This is a genomic window from Fructobacillus sp. ChS1-6f1-1-27, from assembly GCF_059579415.1.
Map to the genome: position 1 here is coordinate 29,347 of NZ_JCAOER010000006.1, position 24,044 is coordinate 53,390.

Consider the following 24,044-nt stretch of genomic DNA (forward strand, 5'->3'; position numbering starts at 1 on the left):
CAAATATTTATATATTTTCTTCTACGTTACATTAGAAAATAAAAGTGAACATTCTGCTGTTTTTATCCAATATTTTATAAAATTAAAACTAAATCATATCCAATCATTCAATTAATATTTTTAAAATTACTAAAAAATAGTAAAAGAGCGATTTTAAACTTCTAAACTAAGTAATCCATGTAACTTATATTGTTTCTAAACTATTACAGAGAACAAAAAAAGGAACTAACAATTTCTGTTAGTTCCTTCCCTCTTTGTCAGTTACAAATCCTCGAGAACGGATTACTCACTTTCTGAGTCTGCCTTCTTTTTCTTTGAATATAACCATGCACTTCCGAGTCCCAGTGATAAAGCACCCAAGGCAATTTGTAGAGCTAAATCACCATCAGTGTTCACTTTAGCGGATTGACGGTTCATATCTTTGGCACCACCCTTAGCAATTGGATTAATCGTGCCATCGGCGTTATTACTGTTTTGATCACCAGTGGTTGGCAAGCTTGCGCTTGCTTCACTGGCAAGCCGAGCAAGCGAGATCTTCAACTGATTGATAATCTGGTCAACCTCAGCCTGACTACCAGCATTCTCGATGGCAGCAAGGGCTTTTTGTAAGTTATCAGTAACCTCAGACCGGAAACCACTTGCACTAGCTGGCAAAGCATTCAAGACGCTTTGCGCTAGTCGAGTGGCTTCAGCTTTGGCAGCAGATTGACCAGCCGTCGGATTGGAGCTCGAGCCGTTTGAGCCAGAACTTGTGCCAGCAGAAGCAGAAGAACTTCCACCACCACTACTATTAGCCTGGTTCTTAGCAGCGTTAGCGGCATCTTCAGCGGCCTTCTTGGCAGCAGCGTCCGCTGCCGCTTTCTTAGCATTGGCATCAGCTTGAGCCTGGTTAGCTAAGCCTTGGACCTTTTGCTTCAAATTATTCACAATTTGGTCAAAGGCTGCTTGATTAGTGGCATTAGCCAAATCGGCCTTAGCCTCTTCGACAGCCGATTTAATGCCGGTTTGGTACTTAGAATCTGAACCAGATGGCAAATTAATAATAGCGGACTGACCAGCCTGACTAACCGTATTGCTTGCCTGATTACGACCATCAGCTTCAGCCTGAGCATCTTTGGCAATTTGGGCCAAAGTTTGCTTGTAAGTTGACTGCAAACTTTCGATTTCATCCTTACTCTTGGCATTGCCAAGGTCAGCATTCATCTGTTGGGCAGCCTTACTAATTTCGGACTGGAACGTTGGGTCGTTTTGCTTAGGTAAGTCATTGGTTGCAGTGGTTGCATCCTTTTTAGCCTGAGCTTGAGCACCAGCAATTTGGTCAGCCAATGAGGCCCCACTTTGGTGGTTCTTAGCCAAACTTGGTAACTGGTCAGTCAAGACTTGGTCAGCCTTTTGAACAGAACCAGAATCGCTGACTGCCTGCTTAATCTGGTCAGCCTGCTTATTAACAGCAGCAATCTGACTAGCTTTGTCATTGGCATCCAAGGTATTATCGGCATTAATCGTATCGATTACCTTTTGAGCAGCCGAGTCAACTTGGCCATCCAAGTTCTTCACCTGGTCAGCCCAAGTTCCTTGGGGCTGGTGGGTGGCTTCAATTGCTTGGATTCCAGCCGAATTGGCATTATTAACCCCGTCGGTTGTGGTTGCGCCATTTACATTTACTTCGGCCTGGGCCTCGGCATTCGTTGCAGCCGCTTCTTGGTCCTTCACCTGGTCAGCCGTCAAAGTATTATCAGCTTCGATTGCCGACTTAGTGCTAGCCAAGGTATTTTGCAAGCCAGCAACGGCATTTTGCTGAGCAGCCTTTAATTCCAGCTGACTAGCACTTGTTTCAAAGTCTTGAACAGCGGAAGCATCATTTGCTAACGACGAACCGCCTTGAACAGTCTTAACCACTTGGTCAATCAAGGTACTTAACTGACTTTCGTAGCTTCCCTTCTTATCTGATGACAGGTTAGTCATCTGACTCAAAGCCTGTTCGAAGTTCATTACGGCGGTATAAGCATTGTTCAAGTTGTTATACCAATTGGTTTGGTCAGTCGTTAAGCCAGTAGTATTCAGTGGCATCTGGTTGATAACTGACAAATCATTTTGCAAAATTTGCTCAGCTTGTTCAACCGTTGTGCTTGAATTATTAGCGGCATTTTGTAGATCATTGATGAACCAATCACGCAAAGCATCGACAGCGTTAGTGACAGAGGTCTTCACACTAGTAGAAAGGCCAGTCATGCTATTAACAATGCTCGTTGCTGAAGCAGCGGCTTGGGTAATCTGGTTATCAAAATCTGGCAACCGCTGTGCCACTGTCTTACCAGCTTGGTGGGTTGCATTAATAGCTGCAATACCACTTTGCTGACTTTGGTGAACAGCATCGGTTGTTTGGGCATTAGCTAAGTTCGACCGCTGACTAGTTAATGCCTGGTTGGCATTATCTAACTCGGTCTGCTTTTCTCGGGCATCCAAAGTACTATCATTCTTAATCGCCTGAGTCGTTTGGTCATAAGCTTGCTGCAATTCGTAGTAAGCAACTTCCTTAGCAAAGGTGTATTCGACCGTACTAATCGATGACATGAATGATGACTTAATTGAGACTAACTGATCAGCATTGGTTGCATTAGCAATCGCTGTATCAGCCGCATCCACAATCCCGTTTTGCTGGTCATTGGACAAGTTAGCGAGTAAAGCAGCTTGTTGGTCACTTGTTAGAGAGCCATTAGCAACCGCTGCGTTAATCCGGTTCTTTAAGTCAGTGTACATATCGTCCACCGTCTTTTTCAGATCAGATTGTTGGTCTGCCAAAGCTTCACCAGACTTTGCGGTCGCTTGGTTATCACTGGTGGCATCCCCCGCCGCCGTATTAGCATCAACAGCATTGGTTGCACTGTTAATGGCGGTAATTCCAGTCTTTTCACGGTCCTGAATAGCCTGAACCTTGGCAGCCTTTTGGTCGGATGTCAAAGTATTATCGTTATTGACTTGGTTGATTAAGCTTTGATCAGTTTGCTGTAACTTTGAAACCAAGGCTTTCTGCTGGTCAGCCAAGCTCTCACCAGTTTGGTAAGTATCATTAACGGCTTTGACACCAGCCGTAGTAGCCTGGTTAGCAGAGCTAACATCAGTCGTCTTAGACAAAGCTGTCGTTGCATTGTTATAAGCATCGGACAAAGCCTTTTCTTGATTTGCCTTAGCAGCAGCATCCAGTGTGGCATCCCCCTCAATCTTAGCCTTTGTGGCAGTTTGAGTGGCATCCAATTGGAACTGACCCTGAGCCTTGGCCAAGTCAACATCAACTCCGGCCAAGGTATTAGCCTGGTCAGACTGAGCCTGGTTAACACCATCCGCATCGGTTGCGCTAGCAACCGCATTTTCAGCATCAGACTTAGCCTTCGTCACAGCAGCGGTCAACTTATTATAATCATCCGCCGACATCCCCGACTTGTTTTGGTCAATCTTGGCTTGCTCAGCCGCAGCTGCATTATCGACTTCAGTCTTCGCATTTGCTTGCTGAGTGGTCAAAGCCGTTCCACTTGTGTGAGTCCCATCAATTGCGGTTATTCCAGCCGCTTGCAAACTTTCACCAGTTTGAGTTGTTTGAACATTGTTCAACTGGTCCAAGTAAGAATTCTTTTGCTGCTCTGCCGCAGCTACTTGGCTTGCCTTCTCAGCGCTGGTCAAAGTTGCATCACTATTAATAGCAGCTTCAACCTTCGTCGCTTCATCAGTAATGGCTTGTTTCCAACCAGCCAGCCGGTCAGCCACTGAACTTTGTGAAACGTGACTGGCTTGAACCTTAGCAGCCGCACCTTGTTCAGCACTATTAGCATCAGCACTAGCAGTTGCTGAGTCGTTTGAAATCGCGTTAATGGCATCGATACCAGCACCCAACTGCTGAGCAACGGCAGCTTGCTGGTTCTTCACATCGGCCGCCGTTAAGGTTGGGTCATTGCTAATAGCAGAATTGGTCTGGTTAGCCACGTTTTGCAAGTTATCAATGGCATCGTACTTAGCTTGTTGGTTACTTACTTTGGCCAAGTTAGCGGTCAAGGTTGCACTAGCAGCATTAATGGCATCAGCGGACTGGGCCTGCTGGATGCTATCAGTAAAGACTGACTTGTAGCCATTCAAGAGACTATTCAAACTATTAATTTGATCCGTCGTCAATAACTTATCACTATTAATTGCTGTGGTAATACTATTAATAGCATTAGCTGCCTGAGACCGGGCTGCGACCTTTTGGTCAGCTAATGAGATTGAACTGGTCTGGTAAGCCTGGTCGATGGCAGTAATACCATTATTCTTAGCATCCAAACCAGCTTGGGCAGTTTGAGCTGTATTAATATTCTTTGTTGCAGCATCAACCGCACTTTGAACATTAGCCTTTTCGGCATTCTTTTGGTCGGTCGTCAAGGTATTATCAGCGTCAATCTGAGCAGACGTCTTCGTCTGCTCATCTTTTAAGCTTTGGATCCAAGCACTAGCACGGTCTGCAGCACTCTGACCATCTTGAGGAATAGCAGCCAAAGCAGCAGTTCCTTGAGTCGTCAAGGTGTTCATCGTGCCACTGTCATTAGCTGCTTGAATTTGCTGCAAGTACTGACCGTAAGTCGTTGAAACCTGTCCCTTTTGGGCTGACTTTTCGCTATCAGTCAAAGTTGTCTTACTATCAATACTACTATTAGCAGCATTTTCAGCATCTGTTAAGACATGGACATCATGGAACTGAGTTAAATCAATTTTGATTCCGCCCAAACTATTAGTCAAATTCGTTTGAACTAAGGCTAAATCATCGGCATCCGTCGAATCTTGAGCATCGCTTGTCGCTTCACTAGCAGCCGCTGACAACTCACCATTTAACGTCTCGCGTTCACCGTCAGTTAAAGTCTTATCATTATTGATGTCATTTTGAACTTTTTGGATTTGACTGGTAATTGAATTCAGTAAGTCGGACTGTTGCTGGCTAAACGATTCACTAGCTGGTTGGTGGATGCCATTAATGGTATTCACGCCATTAGCGGAGTCATTAACCCCAGCTGCCGCCGTCGTATCATTATCAATCTTTGCTAAGGCGGCTTGTTCAGCATCACTAACTGCCTTTAACTGGGTCTGCTTAGCAGCGCTCGTCAACGAAGTATCGTTATTAATCGCATCACTGGCATTATTGGCAGCATCTGTGACAGCTTGCTTCAAACTAGCCCGCCGGTCATCAATACTCTGGCCAGCCTGGTGGTTGTTACCAACCGTGCTGGTAAAGTTTTGCTCGGTAGCCTGAACGGCACTAATACTGGTGCCGTTATTAATTGCTTGTTGGGCAGAGGCCAATTGGTTGGCGACCGCCTGCTTTTGGGCGGCTTTTTCGCTGTCATCCAGGGTACTATCGTTATCAATGGCCGAATCAGTGTTTGCGGCGGCGTTACTAATCGTATTCGACGATTCAGCTTGCTGCAAGGCTAATGAAGTGTTACCGAGGTCAGTCACTAATTGACTGGAAGCCGCGTTAATCTCATCAGCATCGGTTGCATTCTTCAACGAATTGGTAAAGGTTGAGTCTGCAGTTGATACCTTACCGTTCAAACTATCAGCTTGACTTTGGTTAATCTTACCAGCGGCCAAAGCAGCCTGGATTGCCTGACTAACTGCGCTTTCATTTTGTGAAGCAGTTGATTGGGCCGCCTGCTTTTGGTCTGCCAAATCGGTTCCACTCTGGTGGATACCATCGATTGTTGTAATACCTGCAGTCTGGTAACCACTAACCTGGTCGGTCGTCGTTCCAGCATTAATATTTTCAAGGATGGTCTTCAAGGCAGCGTTAACGGCCGCAACCTGGGCATCTTGGCCATTGCTTCCAGCCTTAGTTAAGGTTGAATCAGCTTGAATGGCCGCAATCTGCTGACTTGCTTCAGTATTAACTGCTTGCCGGGCCTGGGCCTGCTTAATTTGCAAGAGCAAGTTATTAATGGCAGTGGTACCGTTAGCCTCCGCCGCATTCAAATCATCGGCGTCACTAGCATTGGTAATTGCCTTTTGAATATCACTTTCAACTTGGCTAATGGCTTGTTGCAAAGTACCGTTATCATCTGATGAAACTGCAGCACTGCCCATCGCCGTGTTAATCGCTGATTCTTGGCTTTGTAGCCAAGAATTCTTTTGGGCCCGTTGAGTCTCCAAGTCAGTTCCTGACTTGTGAACACCGGTCAAATCAGCAGTAACTTCACTGACCACATTATCAAGGTCAGTTGTCTTAGTCGTTCCTTCAAGTTCGGCTTCACCCTGGCTTTGGCTGTGGTTCAACGATGACAACTGTGTTTCCTTTTGACTTGCCGTCAACGTTGCATCATTATTAATCGCTGCCTTTTGTTGGTTATAGGCCTGGTCAAAGGCTGCAATAGCGGCCGCCTTTTGGTCGGCAAAACTCGTTGGATTGGTAACGTGGACCTTATTCAAGTCAGAAAGTGCCTCTTGCAAGCGGTCAGCCAAGTCTTGCGCGTTGCCTTCACCTTGAATATCCGACAAGGCCTTTGACGTCAGTGACGACAAAGTACTGGACTGGCTCGTGATGTCTGACTGGTGCAAACTGTTATCGCCGTTAATCGCGTTTTGGACGGCTTGGCTCAGGGTATTAACCTGACTAACAGCCGCAGCAATTTGCTGGGCCAAAGTTTGGTCCTTAGTAGCACCCTTACCATCGTCTGATGTCCGAGCATTATTCAAAGCAGTTGTCGCTGCTGAGATAATGTCTTGAATCGTCTGACCGGTGGCTGAACTATCACTAGCAGCTGCAGTCAATTCATCATCATACTTGGACAAAATCAAGGACAAGTTGCTTTCACGAGTTGACTTCGAACTATTCAGTAAGTTCACATCTCCTTGCACAGCAGCGTTCAATGAGCCTGCCAATGTGGATAACTGTGACTTGGCATTGGCTGCCTGTGTTGGAATATCGGCATTTGCCACGTGGGCGCCATCGATATTTTTCAGTCCTTGACTCTGAGCATCAGCAACCGCTTGAGCGGTATTTAAGCTAACAAGCGAAGCCTTGGCATCGGTCAAAGCCTGGTCAACAGCCTTCTCCTGGTCAGCTCGTTGCTGGTCGGTTAAGGTATTATCACCCTTAATAGCATTGTAAACGCTATCGTGTTCATTCTGGAATTTGACAGCAGCCGCATCCTTTTGGGCTTGAACATCAGAATCCACCTGGTGTTGGTTTTGAATCGTAGTCGTTTCACTAGACAACGTATCCGCAATATCCTGAGCCGTTGTCTGTTGGTTAATCGCACTTTCAGCAGCATTCAAAGCGTTGGTAACGTTATTACGTTGGGTCGTCTTTTGGTCATTGGTCAAGTTTGGATCATTGGTGATGGCCTGCATCACATCATTGGCCGTCTTGGCCAAGGCACTGTTGGCATTAGCCTGTTGTTGGTCAACTGACAAACCAACCTGGTGCTTACCGTCAATGCTTTGAATATCAGCGTTTTGCAAGTCCAAAACCTGTTGGGCATTGGTCGTATTTGCAAAGGCAGCGTCTAAGCCATTCACGATTGATGTAATTGCACTTATTTGACTAGCCTTGTCACTATCAGTCAAGGTTGGGTCAGCGTTAATAGCTGCTTTAACCTTATCAGCTTCATCCTTAATGGCTGCTTCGGCATTGGTCTTCTGAGTTGCTAGGTCAGTTCCAGCAACATGGGCCTGGTCAATCCCGGCCAAGCCATTATTAGCAGCATCCAAAATTCCTTCTGCATCCGTTGAACTAGCGATAGCAGCAGAGGCAGTTTTGACTGCACTATCGACTGCCGCCTGTTGGCTAGCAATTTGAGCAGCAGTTAAGGTTGAATCAGCCGCAATTTCAGCCTTCACCTTAGCAGCTTCTGTAGTTAACTGGTTATTAGCAGCCGTCTTTTGACTATCAACTGAATTTTGAACTTGGTGGGTGGCGTCCAAAGCCGTTTCGGCTTTGGCAATCAAGTCAGACAAAGCTTGGGCACTTTGAACATTATCGATTTGTGAATCATACGATGACAAGACATTTGCTAAAGCACTCTTTTGAGCGTTCTTTTGGGACGTCGTTAAGGTATTATCCGTATCGATTGCCTGCCAAATACCTTCGTCATCAGTAGCTGAGCCCGCATACTTGGCCAAGTTAGTCTTGGCATCTGCCTGTTGGTCAGCCAAGGACTTAGCCTGCTGGTGGTCAGTGCTGATCTTTTGCTGCCAAGTGCTTAACAAGTTTGCCACTTGGTCAGCTGTCGTCGTATCCGATGAAGTCAAAGCAGTAATTGCTAATTGCAAGTCCTGGTCAACGTTTGACCGCTGAGCTGTCCGGTCGGATTCGACTAGGCCAGTATCATTGGTAATGGCTTGTTTCGTACTTGAAGCAGTCTGCGACAGTGAATTAATGGCCTGGTTAGCTTGCGTTCCAACAGATGTACCAACAACGTGGGTATTTTGAATGGCCTTCAAACCAGCTGCTAACTGGTCAGCCACCTGTTGGGCGGTCATCGAACTGTTGAAGTTCGAATAAGCGTTATCATGGGCTGTTTGAGCGTCACCAGCCTGCGCTGACTTCGTTGCAGCCAACAAGGTGTTATCAGTATTAATATCAGCCTTAGTATTGGTTAATTGATTATCTAACTGGCCTTGTGCATCCTTAATTCGGTCGGCAACACTTTCACCACTAGTGTGAACGTTACTAATCGTATTCTGAGCGTTATTCAAGGCCGTTAAAATTTGTTGGGCGGTGTCGGCTGTGCCGGCGGCCAAACTATTATTCGCGTTGGTAACGGCGGTAGCCAAGTTAGCACTTTGACTAGCCTTTTCAGCGTCAGTCAAAGTTGAATCATTACTAATTGCTTGTTGGGCGGCCTTAGCATATGCCTGAACCTGGTTCAAAGCATTCGTCCGTTGGTCAGCAATTGCAGTTCCTGGGACGTAAATTGCATTCAAGGCTGTCTTAGCATTAGCGACAACATCTTCTAGGGCCTGGGCATTTTGGGCATTACTAATGTTGCCGGCCCAAGTATTCGTTACAGAACCGAGACTACTGATTTGAGCAGCCTTTTGAGCATCCGTTAAGGCATTATCATTATTAATTTCGTTCTTAACGGTGTTGTACAAGCTATTGGCATTATCCGAGCCAGATAGGTCGTTAATCGCATTGGCCCGTTGAGTACCAATATCGGTACCGGCAACATGGGCATTGTCAATGTTACTCTTACCTATTCCGTAAGAAGAAGAGATGTCATTTACATTCGACTTGCTATTTACATCATCAATAGCCGCCTTCAAAGCTGTTTCAACATTGGCGACTTGTTGGTTAATGGCTGCTGTATCAAGAGAAGTATCAGCCTTAATAGCAGCTTCCGTACTAGCAGCCTCATTTTTCAAGTTAGCGATAGCAAATTGCTGTGATTGGGTAATTGTATCACCAGACTTATAGCTGGCATCAATTGAGTTGATACCATTAGTATAAGCAGTATTAACAGCATCGGCCGTTGTTGCATTACCAACATTCGTTAAGGCGTTTTGTAAGGCAGTCGCCAAAGCACTTAATTGCGCACTTTGCATTGATGACGAAACGGTTGGATCATTCTTAATCTTATTGGTAATCGCTGTATTTTCATCGTTCAACTTCGCTTGAGCATCACTAATCCGGTCGGCCACGCTTTCACCAGCCTGGTGGATACCATTAATCTTATCAATGGCACTACCTTGGTCAGCTTGGATAGCAACAGTCGTTGTCTCCTGGTTAATCTGGTTCAAGGCCGAGTTCAAAGCACTAGTAACCGCCGCAATCTGACTGGTCTTTTCAGCTGAATCCAAGGTATTATCCGCTTGGATGGCCTGGTTAGCCTGGTTAGCAGCATCTTGGACTGCAGCCTTAGCAACTGCTTGCCGGTTAGCTACTGACATACCAGAGGTATGCAAGGCTGACAATGTTGCTTGCACATTAGCAACCAAATTGGCAATTGTCTGCGCATCGCTGGCCTGGCTTATTTGACTTTCAAGGCTATTCACAGCATCCGTAACAGCCTGGGTCTGGTTCGTGTTATCAGAACTTGTCAAAGTTGGATCATTAGCAATGGCCTGTTTAACGTTGTCAGCAGCCTTTTCAACCGCTGCCTTCGCATCTGATTGCTGGTTGGCAATAGTTTCACCAGTCTGGTACTGGTTACTAATGTTGTTCGTTCCTTGATTCAAAGCATCAGCAATCTGCTGAGCGTTTGTCACATTACTGCTGTTAATTGCCGCAATCGCAGCATTCAAGGCTTGAGTAGCCGCATTGGTCTGCTGGTTGGCAGTGGCTGTTTGCAAGGTCTTATCAGAAGAAATCTGACCAGTTGTTGTATTGTACTGGTTAGTCAAAGCGGCAATCGCAGCGTTCTTTTGGGTGCTAACGTCTGTACCAGCTTGGTGAGTACCGGTCAACTGGTTGGCCCAGTTGGCCTCCGTATCTTCAATTGATTGGGCATCGGTAGCTGCACCAATAGCAGTTTTTCCCTGACCATAGAGAGAATCAAGCTGTGACTCTTGCGCCTTTTTTTGGGCATCCGTCAAAGTCGCATCGTTATTAATAGCTGATTGGACGTTTTGATAAGCCGTTGTCAACGAACTTTGAGCCGCTGACTGTTGCTTATCTATGCTAGTACCAGTTTGGTAGCTAGCTGAAACGTTACTTTGAGCCTTTGACAAAATGTCTTCAATGGCTTGCGCACTGGTAGCATTAGCAATATCAGTCTTAGCCTGGGCAACAATTCCAGCAACGGCGTTCCGTTGACTGGTCCGGGTAGCCATATCCAAGGTGTTATCACCAGTAATACTACTGTTAGTAGTCTTAGCGGTTCCATCAAGGGTCGTCTTCGCATTAGACTTCTGGGTTGCCAAATCCAAACCTGGAACGTATTGGCTATCAACCGCACTCTTGGCCTTGGTCAAGGCATCAGCGATTGCTTGTGCAGAAGTGTTGGCGCCATCAATGGCTGAATTACCATCATTAACTTGGGTATCAACATTATCGGACTGGGTGTTTTGCGTAGCAGTATCCAAAGTACTATCAGCTGAAATATTACCCTTAACCGTCTTAGCTTCTTGGGCCAAAGCATCCTTAGCTTCTTGGGCTTGCTCTGACAGGCTCTTACCACTTTGGTGGTCAGAACTTAATTTGCCAGTATCCCCAGAGTATTGAGATAAGATGTCAGCGATTGTCTGAGCATCTGCTGCCTTTCCAAGGGCCGCATTAGCAGTTGCCAAATCAGCATTCAAGGCGTTGCGCTGACTAGTCTTTTCAGCATCCGTCAACGTTGAATCGTTGGTAATATTGGAATTAATCGTGTTAGCGAGGTTCGACAGAGCCGACTGGGCAGCACTGGCCTGGTTAGCCACTGTAGCTTGTCCCTGGTGGTCAGCTTTAATCGTCGTTTCACCGGCAGCTTCCTTGTCCGCGATTTCTTGGGCAGTATTTACTGAGTTCACATAGCCAGAATAAGTGGTTAATGAATTATTAACGGCAGCCTTTTGGGCGGTCTTTTGGGCGTCAGTCAAAGTTGCATCATTATCAATATCACTATCAATTTGGTTAACTAAGTCCTTCAACGATTGGACAGCCTTTGACTGCTGGCTTGTAACTGAATCACCGGCAACATGGTCAGCATTCAAGGTACTCTCTGCAGCCGCTAAAGCATCTGCAATTGCTTGAGCAGTCGTTTGGTTGCCAATATTGGTGTTTTGACTGGCAAAGTCAGCTTGAACCTTATTCCACTGACTAGTCTTTTCAGTATCCAGCAAAGTTGGGTCATTGGTAATAGCACTTTGTAACTGGTTTTCCAAAGCTTTCAAACTTGCCTGAGCTGAGCTAACTTGGTTTGGAATGGTGTCACCAGTGTGGTAAGTCGTTGCCATCGTTGAACTCTGGGTACTTTCAGTATCAGAAATACTTTGGGCCGACGTTGCACTGTTAATTGCAGTTTGCGCACTAGAATAAGCCGAAGACAAAGAACTTGCCTGCGAGGCTTTCTGGGCGTTTGTTAAGGTATTATCCCCTTCAATGCTGTTATAAGTAGCATCATTACTGTTCTTCAAAGCAGCCAAGGCGTTGGCCTTTTGACTTCCAAGGTCGGCCCCGTTTTGGTGAACACTGTTAATCTGGCTAACAGCACTGTTATAAGCGTCCAAGATTGCTTGGGCGTTTTGAGCAGTTTCAATCGCTGACTGGCCATTGTTAAAGTCACTATCAACCTGGCCACTTTGGCTATTTTGCTGGGCGCTTAGCAAGGTATTATCGCTATTAATTGCCGACTTAGCAGTGCCAGCCAATGACTTCAACTTGTTGATGTAGTCTTGTTGTTGGTTAGCAACAGACTCCCCGACAACGTGGGTATTTCCAACGTTGGTCAGCCCTGCCGCCAAATCGTCAGACAAATCTTGGGCATTGGCATCACCAATCAACTTCGTCACAGCAGCTGAATATGCACTATCTGCAGCAGCAACCTGGTTCTTTTCCTCAGCCGTTGTCAAAGTAGCATCATTTTGAATATCAGTAATGGTACTAGTATGCTTGGCCTGCAACTGCTTGATGGCAGCCTTATACTGGGTCGTAAAGTCAGTTCCCTGCTTATAAGAACCATCAATCTTCGTCAACCCATTTGCCCGGGCTTCCGCAACCTGTTCAGCGGTCGTTGCGTTACTTGAGCTCAAAGAGTCGATTGCATCGCCATAGGCATTGTCCAGGTTAGTCAATTGTGTCTTCTGATCTGCCGTTAACAGGCCGGCATCGTTATTAATCTCGTTTTTAACATTAGCGTATTCATTTTTCAGATCAGCAATCGCACTCTGACGTTGACTATCAACCGAAGCTCCACCCTGGTGGGCACCGTTAATCGTGGCCAAGGCTTGGTTCTTCGCATCAGCAATTGCTTGTGCCGTTGAAGCAGAACCAATCGTCGAGTTTGCCGCCAAGGCAGCATTATCGGCAATTGCCTTCTGAGCATTTTGCTGGGCAGTTGTTAAGGTGTTATCACCAGCAATATTGCTATCAGCGAAATTTTGAGCAGTCGAAATAGCCTGTTCAGCAGCCTTCTTTTGGTCTGCCAAATCAGTTCCAGTCTTATAAGTCCCATCCATGGCTGTATCACCATTCGTTTGGGCATCGAGAATTGCTTGCGCACTCTGCGCTTGGTTAATATTGCTTTGGGCTTGTTGGTAAGCAGTTGCTAATTGGGCCTCTTGACTGCTCTTTTCAGAATCCAAGAGGGTGTTATCATTTTGGATATTTTGGTAAGTCTTTGAATACTCTGCGGTCAAAGCGTTTTGAGCATTCTTTTGCTGGTCACTTAAAGCCGTTCCCTTGACATGGGAACTATCAATACTCGTTAGGCCGTTAGCCTTGGCAGTGGCAACGTCCTGAGCGTCTGTCGCTGCAGCAATGGCACCACTAGCTTTTTTATAAGCAGCAGCTAAGTTAGCTAACTGTGTTTGCTTGTCAGCATTCGTCAAAGTTGTATCAGCATTAATCTGCCCTGTAACCGTTGAATTTTCATTATCCAAGGCACTTTGAGCAGCAGACTGTTGGTTGGCGACCGTGTCCCCACCAACATAGCTAGCTGAAATGTTAGCATTACCAGTTGTACTTTGACTGACAACGTCTTGGGCATTTTTAGCAGCATAAACGGCCGTAACCGCGTTATCATGAGCTGTTTGAGCGGCCTTTAACTCTGCTTGCTTTTGGGTATCCGTCAAAGTAGGGTCAGCGTTAATACTCTTTTGCGTTTGAATCAACGTTGCATCTAAGTCGGACTTAGCAGAAGCCTGACGGTCAGCAACTGAGGTTCCAGTCTTATAGTCCCCGTTCAAGGTACTTTGCCAAGTATTGCCCGCCGCCGTAGCGGCTGCCCCTGTCAAAGCGCCATTAATAGCGTTTTGACCATTCTGATAGTCTTTTTCTAATTGGTTTAATTGAAGTTGTTGCTGAATGCTCGTCAAAGTTGGCTCATTTTGAATCTGAGTCATCAAGGAACTATCAGCTTGTTGCAAGGCCTGCAAAGCAGCCTGTTGGGCAGCCTTAATGCTTGACCCAGTTTCGTATTGGGCAGCAACATTCTTTTCAGCTTGGGCTTCGACATCATAGATTGCCTGGGCAGTCGTTTGCTGGTTAATCGATGACTTAGCATCTGAGACAACCTGATCAATCAGACCTTCTTGGTATTGCTTTTGAGCGGTTGTTAAGTCAGAATCCCCTTCAATTTGGGCTTTGACGGCGGCTGCTTTCTTATCTAAGGCCTGACCATAAGACGTTTGTTGGTTAGCAATCGAATCACCTGGTGTATATTGCAAATCCAAGTTATTCAAGCCGCTAGCTAACATGTTCTTCAAGTCTTCGGCATTCGTAACATTGGTTAAATTATTATTCAAAGTCGAAGCAGCTGATGAAACGTTGCCCTTCTGGGTCGTCTTACCGGCATCCAAAATCGTGGCATCATTATTGATTTCACCAGTTAACTTGCTTGCCTCGCCATTAACCTTCCCTTGAGCGTCTTCAATCTGTTGAACCAGCGATTCGCCGACTACGTGAGTAGCGGTTAACTTCGCTTGTTCAGTGGCCATTAGGTTAATCAATGCTTGGGCATCGGCCGTGGCATCAATATCAGACTTTATTTGGGTCACTAAAGAACTCAAACTATTAATTTGAGTATTTTGAGCGTCCTTGGTTAAGGTTTCATCTGTTGTGATTGAGGACTTGACCTGGGCTGCCCAGCTATCAATTTGGCCCTTAGCGGCGGTTTTCTGATCGCCAAGTGAACTTGAATTGGGCTGGTAGGCGTTGGAAATGGCCTCAACGGTTGTTGGGTCATTCTTAGCTTCGACAATTGCATCAGCCGTTTGAGCTTTTGTAATATTTCCATAAACCACTCCAGCAGCCGTATCGACATTTTGCTTTTCAGTGGCCTTTTGAGCATCGCTCAAGCTGGTATCGGCATCAATCTTTGCCTTTGTTCGGGTCACCAAAGAAGCAATGTCATTATTCGCATTGCTTTGTTGAGTTGAAATTGGGTCGCCAGCCGTATGGTAGGAACTAAAGTCTTGATCTGCCGCACTGACTTGGTCAGCAGTTGTTGCTGAAGAAATCGTTGATTCAGCGGTACTCTCAGCAGTGCTGACGGCACTAACTTCGGTTGACCTCTGTGTGGAAGTCAGCGTGCTATCGGCGTTAATCTGGCTGATAACCGTGGAAGCATTCGCTGAAGCGTTTGAGGTTGCAGTTGATTGCTGGGTTGCCAAAGGCGTTCCAGTCGTATAACCATTAATAATATTGGTCTGAATCGAGGAATCAGCCGCGATTTTATTAATACTATCAGCATCAGCCGCATTATCCAGCTGACCACTCAAAGTCTTGATGGTGGTGTTAATGGCATCAATTTCCTTCTGCTTTTGGGCAGCAGTCAGGGTAACATCAGCATTAATTTGTGAAATCGGTCCAGCAGCATCAGCAGCCAAGGTATTTTTAACTGCCTGACGCTGGTTAGCTAAAGTATCACCGCTAATATAAGCACCATCAATGGCTGAAATCCCTTGATTGACTAAGTTGTTATAAGTCGTCCCATCCGAAACCTGGGCAATTTGAGCTTCATAACTAGTAACTTGAGCAGCAACCGCCGCAATTTGGGCAATTTTTTGGTCAGAGGTCAAAGTTGGGTCACTAATAATGGCCTTGTTAATCTTTGTTTGTTCATTAGTAATTGGTGTATTCGTCCAAGTGCTTGCCCGCAGGTTATTGATGTCATTGGTACGCTGAGTATTAACTTGGTCAATTGATTGAACAACATACAAACTTGGCGAAGTATAGCTATAATCGTGTTGGTCAGCGGAGGCAACATTCACATCACCGGTATACTGAACCTTAATGCTGGCTGATCCACTAGAAGGTGTTGTAAAACTACTAGGGACCTGCATTGACAAGACCTCGCCTTGACTATCAGGTTGAACTTTTGGCGATGTTAATGAAGAGGCGCCATTAAAGGTCACATAAAATGAGTTTGTTCCCTTACCAGAAGGTTTAACCGTTTCAACCGCAATAGTTGAATAACCAGGAACAATTTCATAAGTCATCTGTCCATTCACTTTACGGACATAAGCATTTCGAATTTGAATATTCAAATACTGGCTACCTGAATCTGATGTTGCAACTTGAGTCTGCTCTGGCAAATTAGTCCACTTACCAATTTGAGCATCAGCATCCGATGCAAAAGATTTAACTTGATTATCAGTCACTTGGTTAGCTGTCCAATCGCTACTATTTGAACTCCAAGTATAGCTAACCCCGTTAGCAGAACCTGTCTTATTTGTATAAGTCGCCGATGCGGTCTGGCTCAGAACCATCGGTGCGACCATCAGTGTTCCGACAGTCAGAGTTGCAAAAAGCCACTGCTTGCCGGCTTTATACATCTTATAGTGTTGTTTTGTAATCATATTATTTTGATAACCAAACATTTGAAACACCTCTAAATCTATTGAAATATATCTGTTACATATAAGTATACACTTGTTATTTATAAAATCAAAAAACTAAAGCCCATAACTAAAGGTTTTCTTAATATTTGCTTTAGAAAGAAGAAATCTCACTGTTCTTAGTTAAATAAAACCAATCTAAACAACGTATCGAATATTTTATTTTTATTTCAAATCTGCCTAAATTTTTGACAACAAAAAAAGAGAAACTCTCGTTTCCCCTACTTATTTCGTATTAAAGAAGGCCCATCCGCTTATAAATGGTATCAACTTGCTTTAAATGATAATGATAATCAAAGGCATCATCAATTTCTGCCTGAGATAGGTGTGACTTAATCGTCTCGTTTTCTTCAACTAATGTCTTAAAGTCCAAACCTTCGTCCCATGACTTAGCAGTTAATGGTTGGACAGTATCATAGGCTGCTTCACGAACCATGCCACTTTCAATCAACTTCAACAAAACTCGTTGACTGTAAATCAAACCATGAGTCAAGTTCATATTTGACTTCATCCGTTCTGGGAAGACCGTCAAGTTATCAATAATCTTCATAAAGCGGTTTAGCATGTAGTCTAACAATGAAGTACTGTCTGGCAAAATCATCCGTTCGGCTGATGAGTGTGAGATATCACGCTCGTGCCACAACGGAATGTTTTCGTAAGCAGTTACCATTTGGCCACGCAAGACCCGTGACAAACCAGAGATATTTTCTGATCCGATTGGGTTGCGCTTGTGTGGCATGGCTGAAGAACCCTTTTGCCCCTTGGCAAATCTTTCTTCCACTTCATGGATTTCTGACCGTTGCAAGGCCCGGATTTCAATCGCAAAGCCTTCCATACTTGAACCAATCAAGGCCAAAGTCGACATATAGGCAGCGTGCAAGTCACGAGGCAAAACCTGTGATGAAATTTCTTGTGGACGCAAACCAAGGGTTTCGCAAACGTATTGTTCGATTTCAGGTGGAATGTTAGCAAAGGTTCCGACTGCCCCAGAAATCTTACCCGCTTCAACGCCACGGGCGACTTCCTTAAAGCGCTTCAAGTTCCGAGTCATTTCTGAGTAGAACCGGGCAATTTTTAATCCGAAAGTCGTTGGTTCAGCTTGGACACCATGGGTCCGGCCAATCATGACCGTATCCTTGTATTTCAAAGCTTGCTTCTTCAAGACAGCGATAAAGTTTTCCAAGTCTTCTTCCAAAATGGCATTGGCTTGCTTTAGCCGAACACCATAAGAAGTATCAACCACATCAGTACTAGTGATACCGAAGTGAACCCACTTCTTTTCTTCACCAAGGGATTCTGAGACCGTTCGCGTAAAGGCAACGATATCGTGGTGGGTCACCGCTTCAATTTCTTCAATCCGCTTCACATCAAATGTCGCATTTTGACGAATTTTCTCAACGTCCTCTGCTGGGATTTCCCCCAACTTGGACCAAGCTTCATCAATGGCAATTTCGACATCCAACCAAGTTTGGTATTGGTTTTGCAAAGACCAGATTTCACGCATCGCTGGTCGACTATAACGGTCTAACATTCTAAGAATCTCCTTTTTTATCAAACGTGCAAAAACATTATACCAATAAAATACAGTTAAAAACGAACTATTTTCAAAATAATTTATTTTTAAGCAGAAACCGAACATTAAAATCCGATATTTCCGAATAATAAGGTTGATTTTCTGAACGATAGCCTTTATAATATCCTTTGGTCAAATGTTGACCGATTAAAGAATAAAAGAGGTAACCCATGTCTTCAATCGTGATTGCCGGCGCTCAGTGGGGCGACGAAGGAAAAGGTAAAATTACAGACTTTCTCAGTCAAAAAGCCGACTTTGTCGTCCGCTATGCAGGTGGTGACAATGCAGGTCACACACTGGTCATCGATGGTAAGAAACTCCACGTTCAATTAATTCCTTCCGGAATTTTCTTAAAGAACATCACGAACGTGATTGGAACCGGAGTAGTCGTTAACCCAAAAACACTATTTAATGAAATTAACTATTTAAAGGAAAACGGTGTTACCGTTGATAACTTAAAGGTTTCTTCGCGAGCCCAAGTTATCATGCCCTACCACCCTCTTTTTGATGAACTTCAAGAAGGCCTTAAGGATGAAAAGATTGGAACAACCCACAAGGGAATCGGTCCTGCCTACCAAGACAAGCTCGACCGGATTGGTGTTCGGATTGCCGACTTGTTAGAACCAGAAGTCTTAAAGAAGCGTTTAAAGCAAGCTTTGAAAGTTAAGAACTTGTTCTTAACCAAGGTCTACGACCACGAAGCTTTGGACTTTGATGAAATCTACCAAGAATACTTAGCCTATGGTGAAAAGCTCCGGCCATTCGTTGCGGATACTTCTTATTTAATTAACCAAGCATTAGATGAAAACAAACGGGTCTTGTTCGAAGGGGCCCAAGGTATCATGCTTGATATCGACCACGGAACCTACCCATTCGTGACTTCATCTAACCCCATTGCGGGTGGTGCCGCCGTTGGAGCTGGACTTGGTCCAAACCGGATTGACCAAGTCGTTGGTGTGGCCAAGGTTTATTGCTCACGAGTTGGTGAAGGTCCTTTCCCAACTGAACTCTTTGATGAAATTGGAAACACTATCCGTGACACTGCTCATGAATACGGTGTTGTTACCGGCCGTCCTCGTCGAATTGGTTGGCTTGATACAGTCGCTTTACGTCATGCCAAGCGCGTATCTGGTTTGACCCAACTTTCATTAAATTGCTTGGATGTCCTATCAGGATTTGAAACGGTCAAAGTCGCCACCCACTACCGTTTGGATGACCAAATCATCGACCACTACCCTGCTTCAGAAGCTGACCTTGCTCGTTGCGAACCAGTTTACGAAGAATTACCAGGTTGGTCAGAGGACATCACTGGTGCCAAATCATTAGCCGACTTGCCAGAAAACGCTCGTAACTACTTAAAGCGCGTTTGTGAAATCGTTGACCTACCATTGGCAACATTCGCTGTTGGCCCAGATCGTGATGCCACCAACGTCTTGGTTGACCTCTGGCAACAATAATTAAACAAAATCCCAAGCACTTGTCTAAGATTCATCAGGCGGGTGCTTTTTTGATGACTTTCAAACAAGACATGCTATAATATGGGTAAAGAAAAGGAGTTCCCCTTAAAACGGAAACTCCTCCTAGAAAACCCGCATAAAACGGTGACTAGCCTATTTCATCAAAAATGACTATCTAAGCCAGGCAAAGCAGAAGATGGTCATTTTTTATTGCTTATTGCGATTATTAATTCAATCACCAAACCAATCAGCATTAGGATTAGCATCCCAAACTGAATCAGCAGAGCAATAGTGTCCTTACAAGGCACCAGGCCTCCCCTTTCGCAAGAAGTCTTTGTATCATACAAATCACCCCCTTTGATAGGATAGCCACCGTCTTCACTTGTTTTCTATGCTAATATTATACCTGAAAAAAGGCCTTTGAATCATTGATTTAAAGGCCTTTTAGCTATTTTAATGATGTTATACTTAACCCTTCAAAAAGTCCAGAATCTCTTGGTCAACCTGCTGGTTTTCATGTAGCTTCGAGTGCTGACCCATTGCGCCAGTAATCAATGATTCCTGGTAAGTACTTGGGCTTTTAACAAAGTACTTCAACGACTTCGACGAATTATTGTAAACAGTCGTATCTGATTGTGAACCACCCGTCGAATTACCAAAGATGTTTAAAACCTTAGTTGTATGACTTTGATAATAGTCCGTTAACCCCGCCAGGTTTGTAAAGGTCTTCGTAACAGTGGTGGGCTTACCAGTTGAGTCCAAGGCTGAATTTGACCCAGGGTCGGAGATAATCAAGCCATTGTAAGTTCCAGCAATTGAAATCTGTTTTTGAACCCGTGGCAAATCTGACTGGCTGCCATAGTTCATTAAATAGTAAGCAATTGCTTGATTACCCATAGAATGACCAATCAAATTAACTTTCGTAATTCCCTGGTCGTCAAGGTCTTTCATAATCGTTTTTACCCAGCCAGCTGTCTTGGTAAAGTCCTGGTTAGTATTATCCTTAAACTCAACTAGGATAATTGGGTTTTTCTGGCCAGCTTTCACCTTGCCATTCCTAGTAACCTGACCGTTATTAGCAACTGTATAATTAAACGTCTTGTTGGAATAATGATGGTTGATTAAGTACTTAGCCATTGATTTTTCAGCATGGCGACTGGAACCGTAACCGTGGAAGAAAACGGTTGCAGTTGTTGGCTTGCTAGCAGCTGGTTGACTATTTTCTTGTCTAATTATCTGTCGGCCAAGGAAGTAGAAACTTACTCCCAAAGCAGCCACTAAGACTAATAGCCCCGTTATTGTTCGCCTCATCCACATTTCTCCAAAACCTCTATTTCTTAATTATACCCTCATTGACTCGCTAAAGTCGATTTTACCGGTCACTTATGCCAAATTCAAGAAAAGGTTTTACGCCGACCAAGGAAATTCGTTATAATGGCCTCAGAAAAGATTTAAATCCAACTTACAGGAGGCAAGTTCATGACTCAAGCAGACCAGATTAAATGGTGGCAAAAGGCCGTCGTTTACCAAATCTATCCCCGGTCTTTCCAAGATTCGACTGGGAACGGAATTGGTGATTTAAACGGGATTAAAGACCGCTTGGACTACGTCCAAAAGCTCGGTGCCGACGTGATTTGGCTAAACCCCGTCTATGAAACGCCCAACAAAGACAACGGTTACGACATTTCCAACTACGATGGCATCAACCCCGAGTTTGGTACCATGGAAGACTTCGAATCATTACTAGCCGAGGCCCACAAGCGTGGTATCAAGATTGTAATGGACTTGGTAGTCAACCACTCTTCTGACCAACACCAATGGTTCATCGAAAGCCGGTCATCAAAGGATAACGATAAACGTGACTTTTACATTTGGCGCGACCCAGTTGATGGTCACGAGCCTAATAACTGGGGATCTTTCTTCTCTGGCCCAGCCTGGAAGTTTGATGAAGAAACCGGCCAGTACTACATGCACCTCTTCCACGAAGGTCAACCCGACTTAAACTGGGATAACCCAAAATTGCGAGATGAAGTCTTTGCGATGATGAACCGTTGGGTCGACCGTGGCATCGATGGTTTCCGAATGGATGTTATCTCCTTAATTTCAAAACCGGAAGGCCTGCCCGATGCGCCAGTGCCTGAAGGAGCTCATTACGGAAACGCCAACCACTCGACCCTTGGCGCTGCCAACGGTCCTCATGTCCATGAATACTTGCAAGAGATGCGCCAAAAGGTCTTGAACAACGCTGATATGATGACTGTCGGTGAAGCCTCCGGCGTCGACATCGCCAATGCCAAGAAGTATGCGAACGCCGACCAATCTGAGTTGAACATGGTGTTCCAGTTTGAACACATGGAATTAGACTTTAATGAAAACCAAGCTCTAGGAAAGTGGGATAACAAACCAGTTTCACTCACTAAATTGAAAGAAAACTTCTCGAAGTGGCAAAGAGAACTAGAAGGGACTGGTTGGAATTCACTTTACTGGCAAAACCACGACCAGCCCCGAGTATTAAGCCGATTTGGTAACGATACGCCTCAGTACCGGGTTAAGTCAGCAAAGATGTTGGCTACCCTCCTCCACTTTATGCAAGGAACGCCTTACATTTACCAAGGTGAAGAATTGGGGATGACCAACGCTTACAACCTTGGCTGGAACGACTTCAATGATGTCGAAATTCTAAATGCGCGTGAATACTTAGTTAACCGCGACCACGTGATTGATGATGATACCTTGTTAGACTACGTTCACCACAAGGGTCGGGATAACGCCCGGACCCCAATGCAGTGGACGGCTGGTAAGAATGCTGGCTTTACGACCGGAACTCCTTGGCTAAAGCTCAACGATAACTTCGAAACAATTAACGTTGACCAAGCCTTGGCCAACAAAGATTCAATCTTCTACCACTACCAAAAGCTAATTGAATTCCGTCATACCATGCCAATCATCACGACCGGTCACTATGAACCACTCGAATTGGAAGATGACCAAGCTTTTAGTTACAAACGAGTTGGCGATAACGAAGAATTACTGGTCATTAACAACTTTACTGATCAGACAATTGAACGGCAATACAACATCCCAGAAAATTCCGAACTCCTGATTTCAAACTATACGGACGACTGGGACCAAACCTTGCGTCCTTATGAATCAAAGGTTTACCGCTACCAAAAATAATTAGCAAAATCTGAATTCAAATAAAAAAGGCTGAGCTAGCAATTTTATTGCTAACCCAGTCTTTTTCTATTTCTATATTATAAGTAAGCTTACTTTGAAGCCTTTAATAACGCAACCACATCATCGGTTGTCATCTTAACAAAGGCCTTTTGGTCTAAGCTATTGACCTTAACAGCACTGGCTGCCATGGCAGCGAAGTTACCCTCGTCTTCAATACCAACACCAGCAAGAGTTGTTGGTACTTCCAAGTTAGCTAACCATTGACGAACTTGGTCAATGGCTTCCTTGGCAATCACTTGGTCATCATCACCCGTCAAGTGCCAAACATTCCGACCCATCATGGCAAAGAGCGGTGCTGTTTCAGATGACAAAGCAAACGCCATCCAATGTGGTGTCAAAATACCAAGACCAACCCCGTGGGTAATATCATAGTAAGCAGATAATTCGTGCTCAATTGGGTGAACAGTCCATGAATTAACATTTCCAGTCCGAGTCAAACCGTTCAAGGCCATCGTAGCTGACCACATCAAGTTGGCCCGAGCTTCATAGTTATCAGGTTCTTGTAATGCAATTGGCGCCCACTTGATAACGGTCCGCATAATTCCTTCAATCAAACCATTACGAACATCGTTTTCGTACCCTTTTTGATCAAAATACTGTTCAAACAAATGGCTCATGATATCGATTGAACCAGCAGCCGTCTGCCACTTCGACACTGAGAAAGTCAAAGATGGGTCCAAAAATGATACAGCTGGTGTGTTTGGTCCAGCCGTTCCAAGCTTTTGCTTGGTTTCAGGGTTTGAAATCACAGAACCTTGGTTCATTTCGGTTCCCGTCGCTGACAGAGTTAGAATGTCAACAACTGGTAACTGATCCATCGTCATCCGCATTGCCCGGTTTTCAACCAAGTCCCAAGGGTCACCCTCATAGTACTTAGCAGTGGCAATCACCTTTGAAGCATCAATAACTGACCCACCACCGACAGCCAAAATGACGTCAATATCATTCTCTTTAACTAGCTTTTGGCCATCACGGACAGAGCTAATTTTGGGGTTTGGTTCAATTCCTGATAATTCCACCACGTCAAAGCCAGCTAAAGCCTCAACGACCCGTTCGTACAAACCAGATTTCTTAATTGATCCGCCACCATAAGCAAGCAAGACCTTCTTACCAAATTGACTGAGGGCTCCAGCCAATTCTTCATCAAGCCGGTCACGGCCAAAACGAATATCCGTTTTATTATTAAAAGTGAAATTTTCCATTGAGACAATACCCCTTTACGTTTTCCATCAAACCAATTTACTAGTAAAGCACTACATTTCCCAGCAAATTTAATCTAA

At 44.8% G+C, this 24,044-nt stretch carries 7 protein-coding genes; 2 read left to right on the forward strand and 5 right to left on the reverse strand.

Going from position 1 to position 24,044, the window contains the following annotated elements:
• Window positions 1-282: 282 nt before the first annotated feature.
• Both AC5162_RS04235 and purB read right to left on the reverse strand, forming a co-directional pair.
• Window positions 283-16,479: a DUF1542 domain-containing protein gene (locus AC5162_RS04235; RefSeq protein WP_496534009.1), complete on the reverse strand. Its 16,197-nt coding sequence runs from the start codon at window positions 16,477-16,479 to the stop codon at window positions 283-285.
• 253 nt (window positions 16,480-16,732) lie between these two features.
• Window positions 16,733-18,028, reverse strand: coding sequence for an adenylosuccinate lyase (gene purB, locus AC5162_RS04240; RefSeq protein WP_496534010.1), 1,296 nt, complete (start codon window positions 18,026-18,028; stop codon window positions 16,733-16,735).
• A 212-nt stretch (window positions 18,029-18,240) separates the two neighbouring features.
• Between purB and AC5162_RS04245 the strand changes: the two genes are divergently transcribed.
• On the forward strand, window positions 18,241-19,527 hold the full coding sequence (locus AC5162_RS04245; protein ID WP_496534011.1) for an adenylosuccinate synthase: 1,287 nt from the start codon (window positions 18,241-18,243) through the stop codon (window positions 19,525-19,527).
• 200 nt (window positions 19,528-19,727) lie between these two features.
• Here AC5162_RS04245 and AC5162_RS04250 read toward each other — a convergent pair whose 3' ends face one another.
• Both AC5162_RS04250 and AC5162_RS04255 read right to left on the reverse strand, forming a co-directional pair.
• On the reverse strand, window positions 19,728-19,835 hold the full coding sequence (locus AC5162_RS04250; RefSeq protein ID WP_496534037.1) for a putative holin-like toxin: 108 nt from the start codon (window positions 19,833-19,835) through the stop codon (window positions 19,728-19,730).
• A 160-nt stretch (window positions 19,836-19,995) separates the two neighbouring features.
• Window positions 19,996-20,838, reverse strand: a complete 843-nt coding sequence (locus AC5162_RS04255) for an alpha/beta hydrolase (RefSeq protein ID WP_496534012.1) — start codon at window positions 20,836-20,838, stop codon at window positions 19,996-19,998.
• Window positions 20,839-21,006: 168 nt separating this feature from the next.
• On the opposite strand from AC5162_RS04255, the gene AC5162_RS04260 reads away from it, so the two are divergent.
• Window positions 21,007-22,704: an alpha-glucosidase gene (locus AC5162_RS04260; RefSeq protein WP_496534013.1), complete on the forward strand. Its 1,698-nt coding sequence runs from the start codon at window positions 21,007-21,009 to the stop codon at window positions 22,702-22,704.
• A gap of 89 nt (window positions 22,705-22,793) precedes the next feature.
• Here the strand turns inward: AC5162_RS04260 and AC5162_RS04265 are convergent, their stop codons facing one another.
• Entirely contained in the window at window positions 22,794-23,966 is a 1,173-nt protein-coding gene (locus tag AC5162_RS04265) for an iron-containing alcohol dehydrogenase (protein ID WP_496534014.1), read from the reverse strand.
• Window positions 23,967-24,044 lie beyond the last annotated feature (78 nt).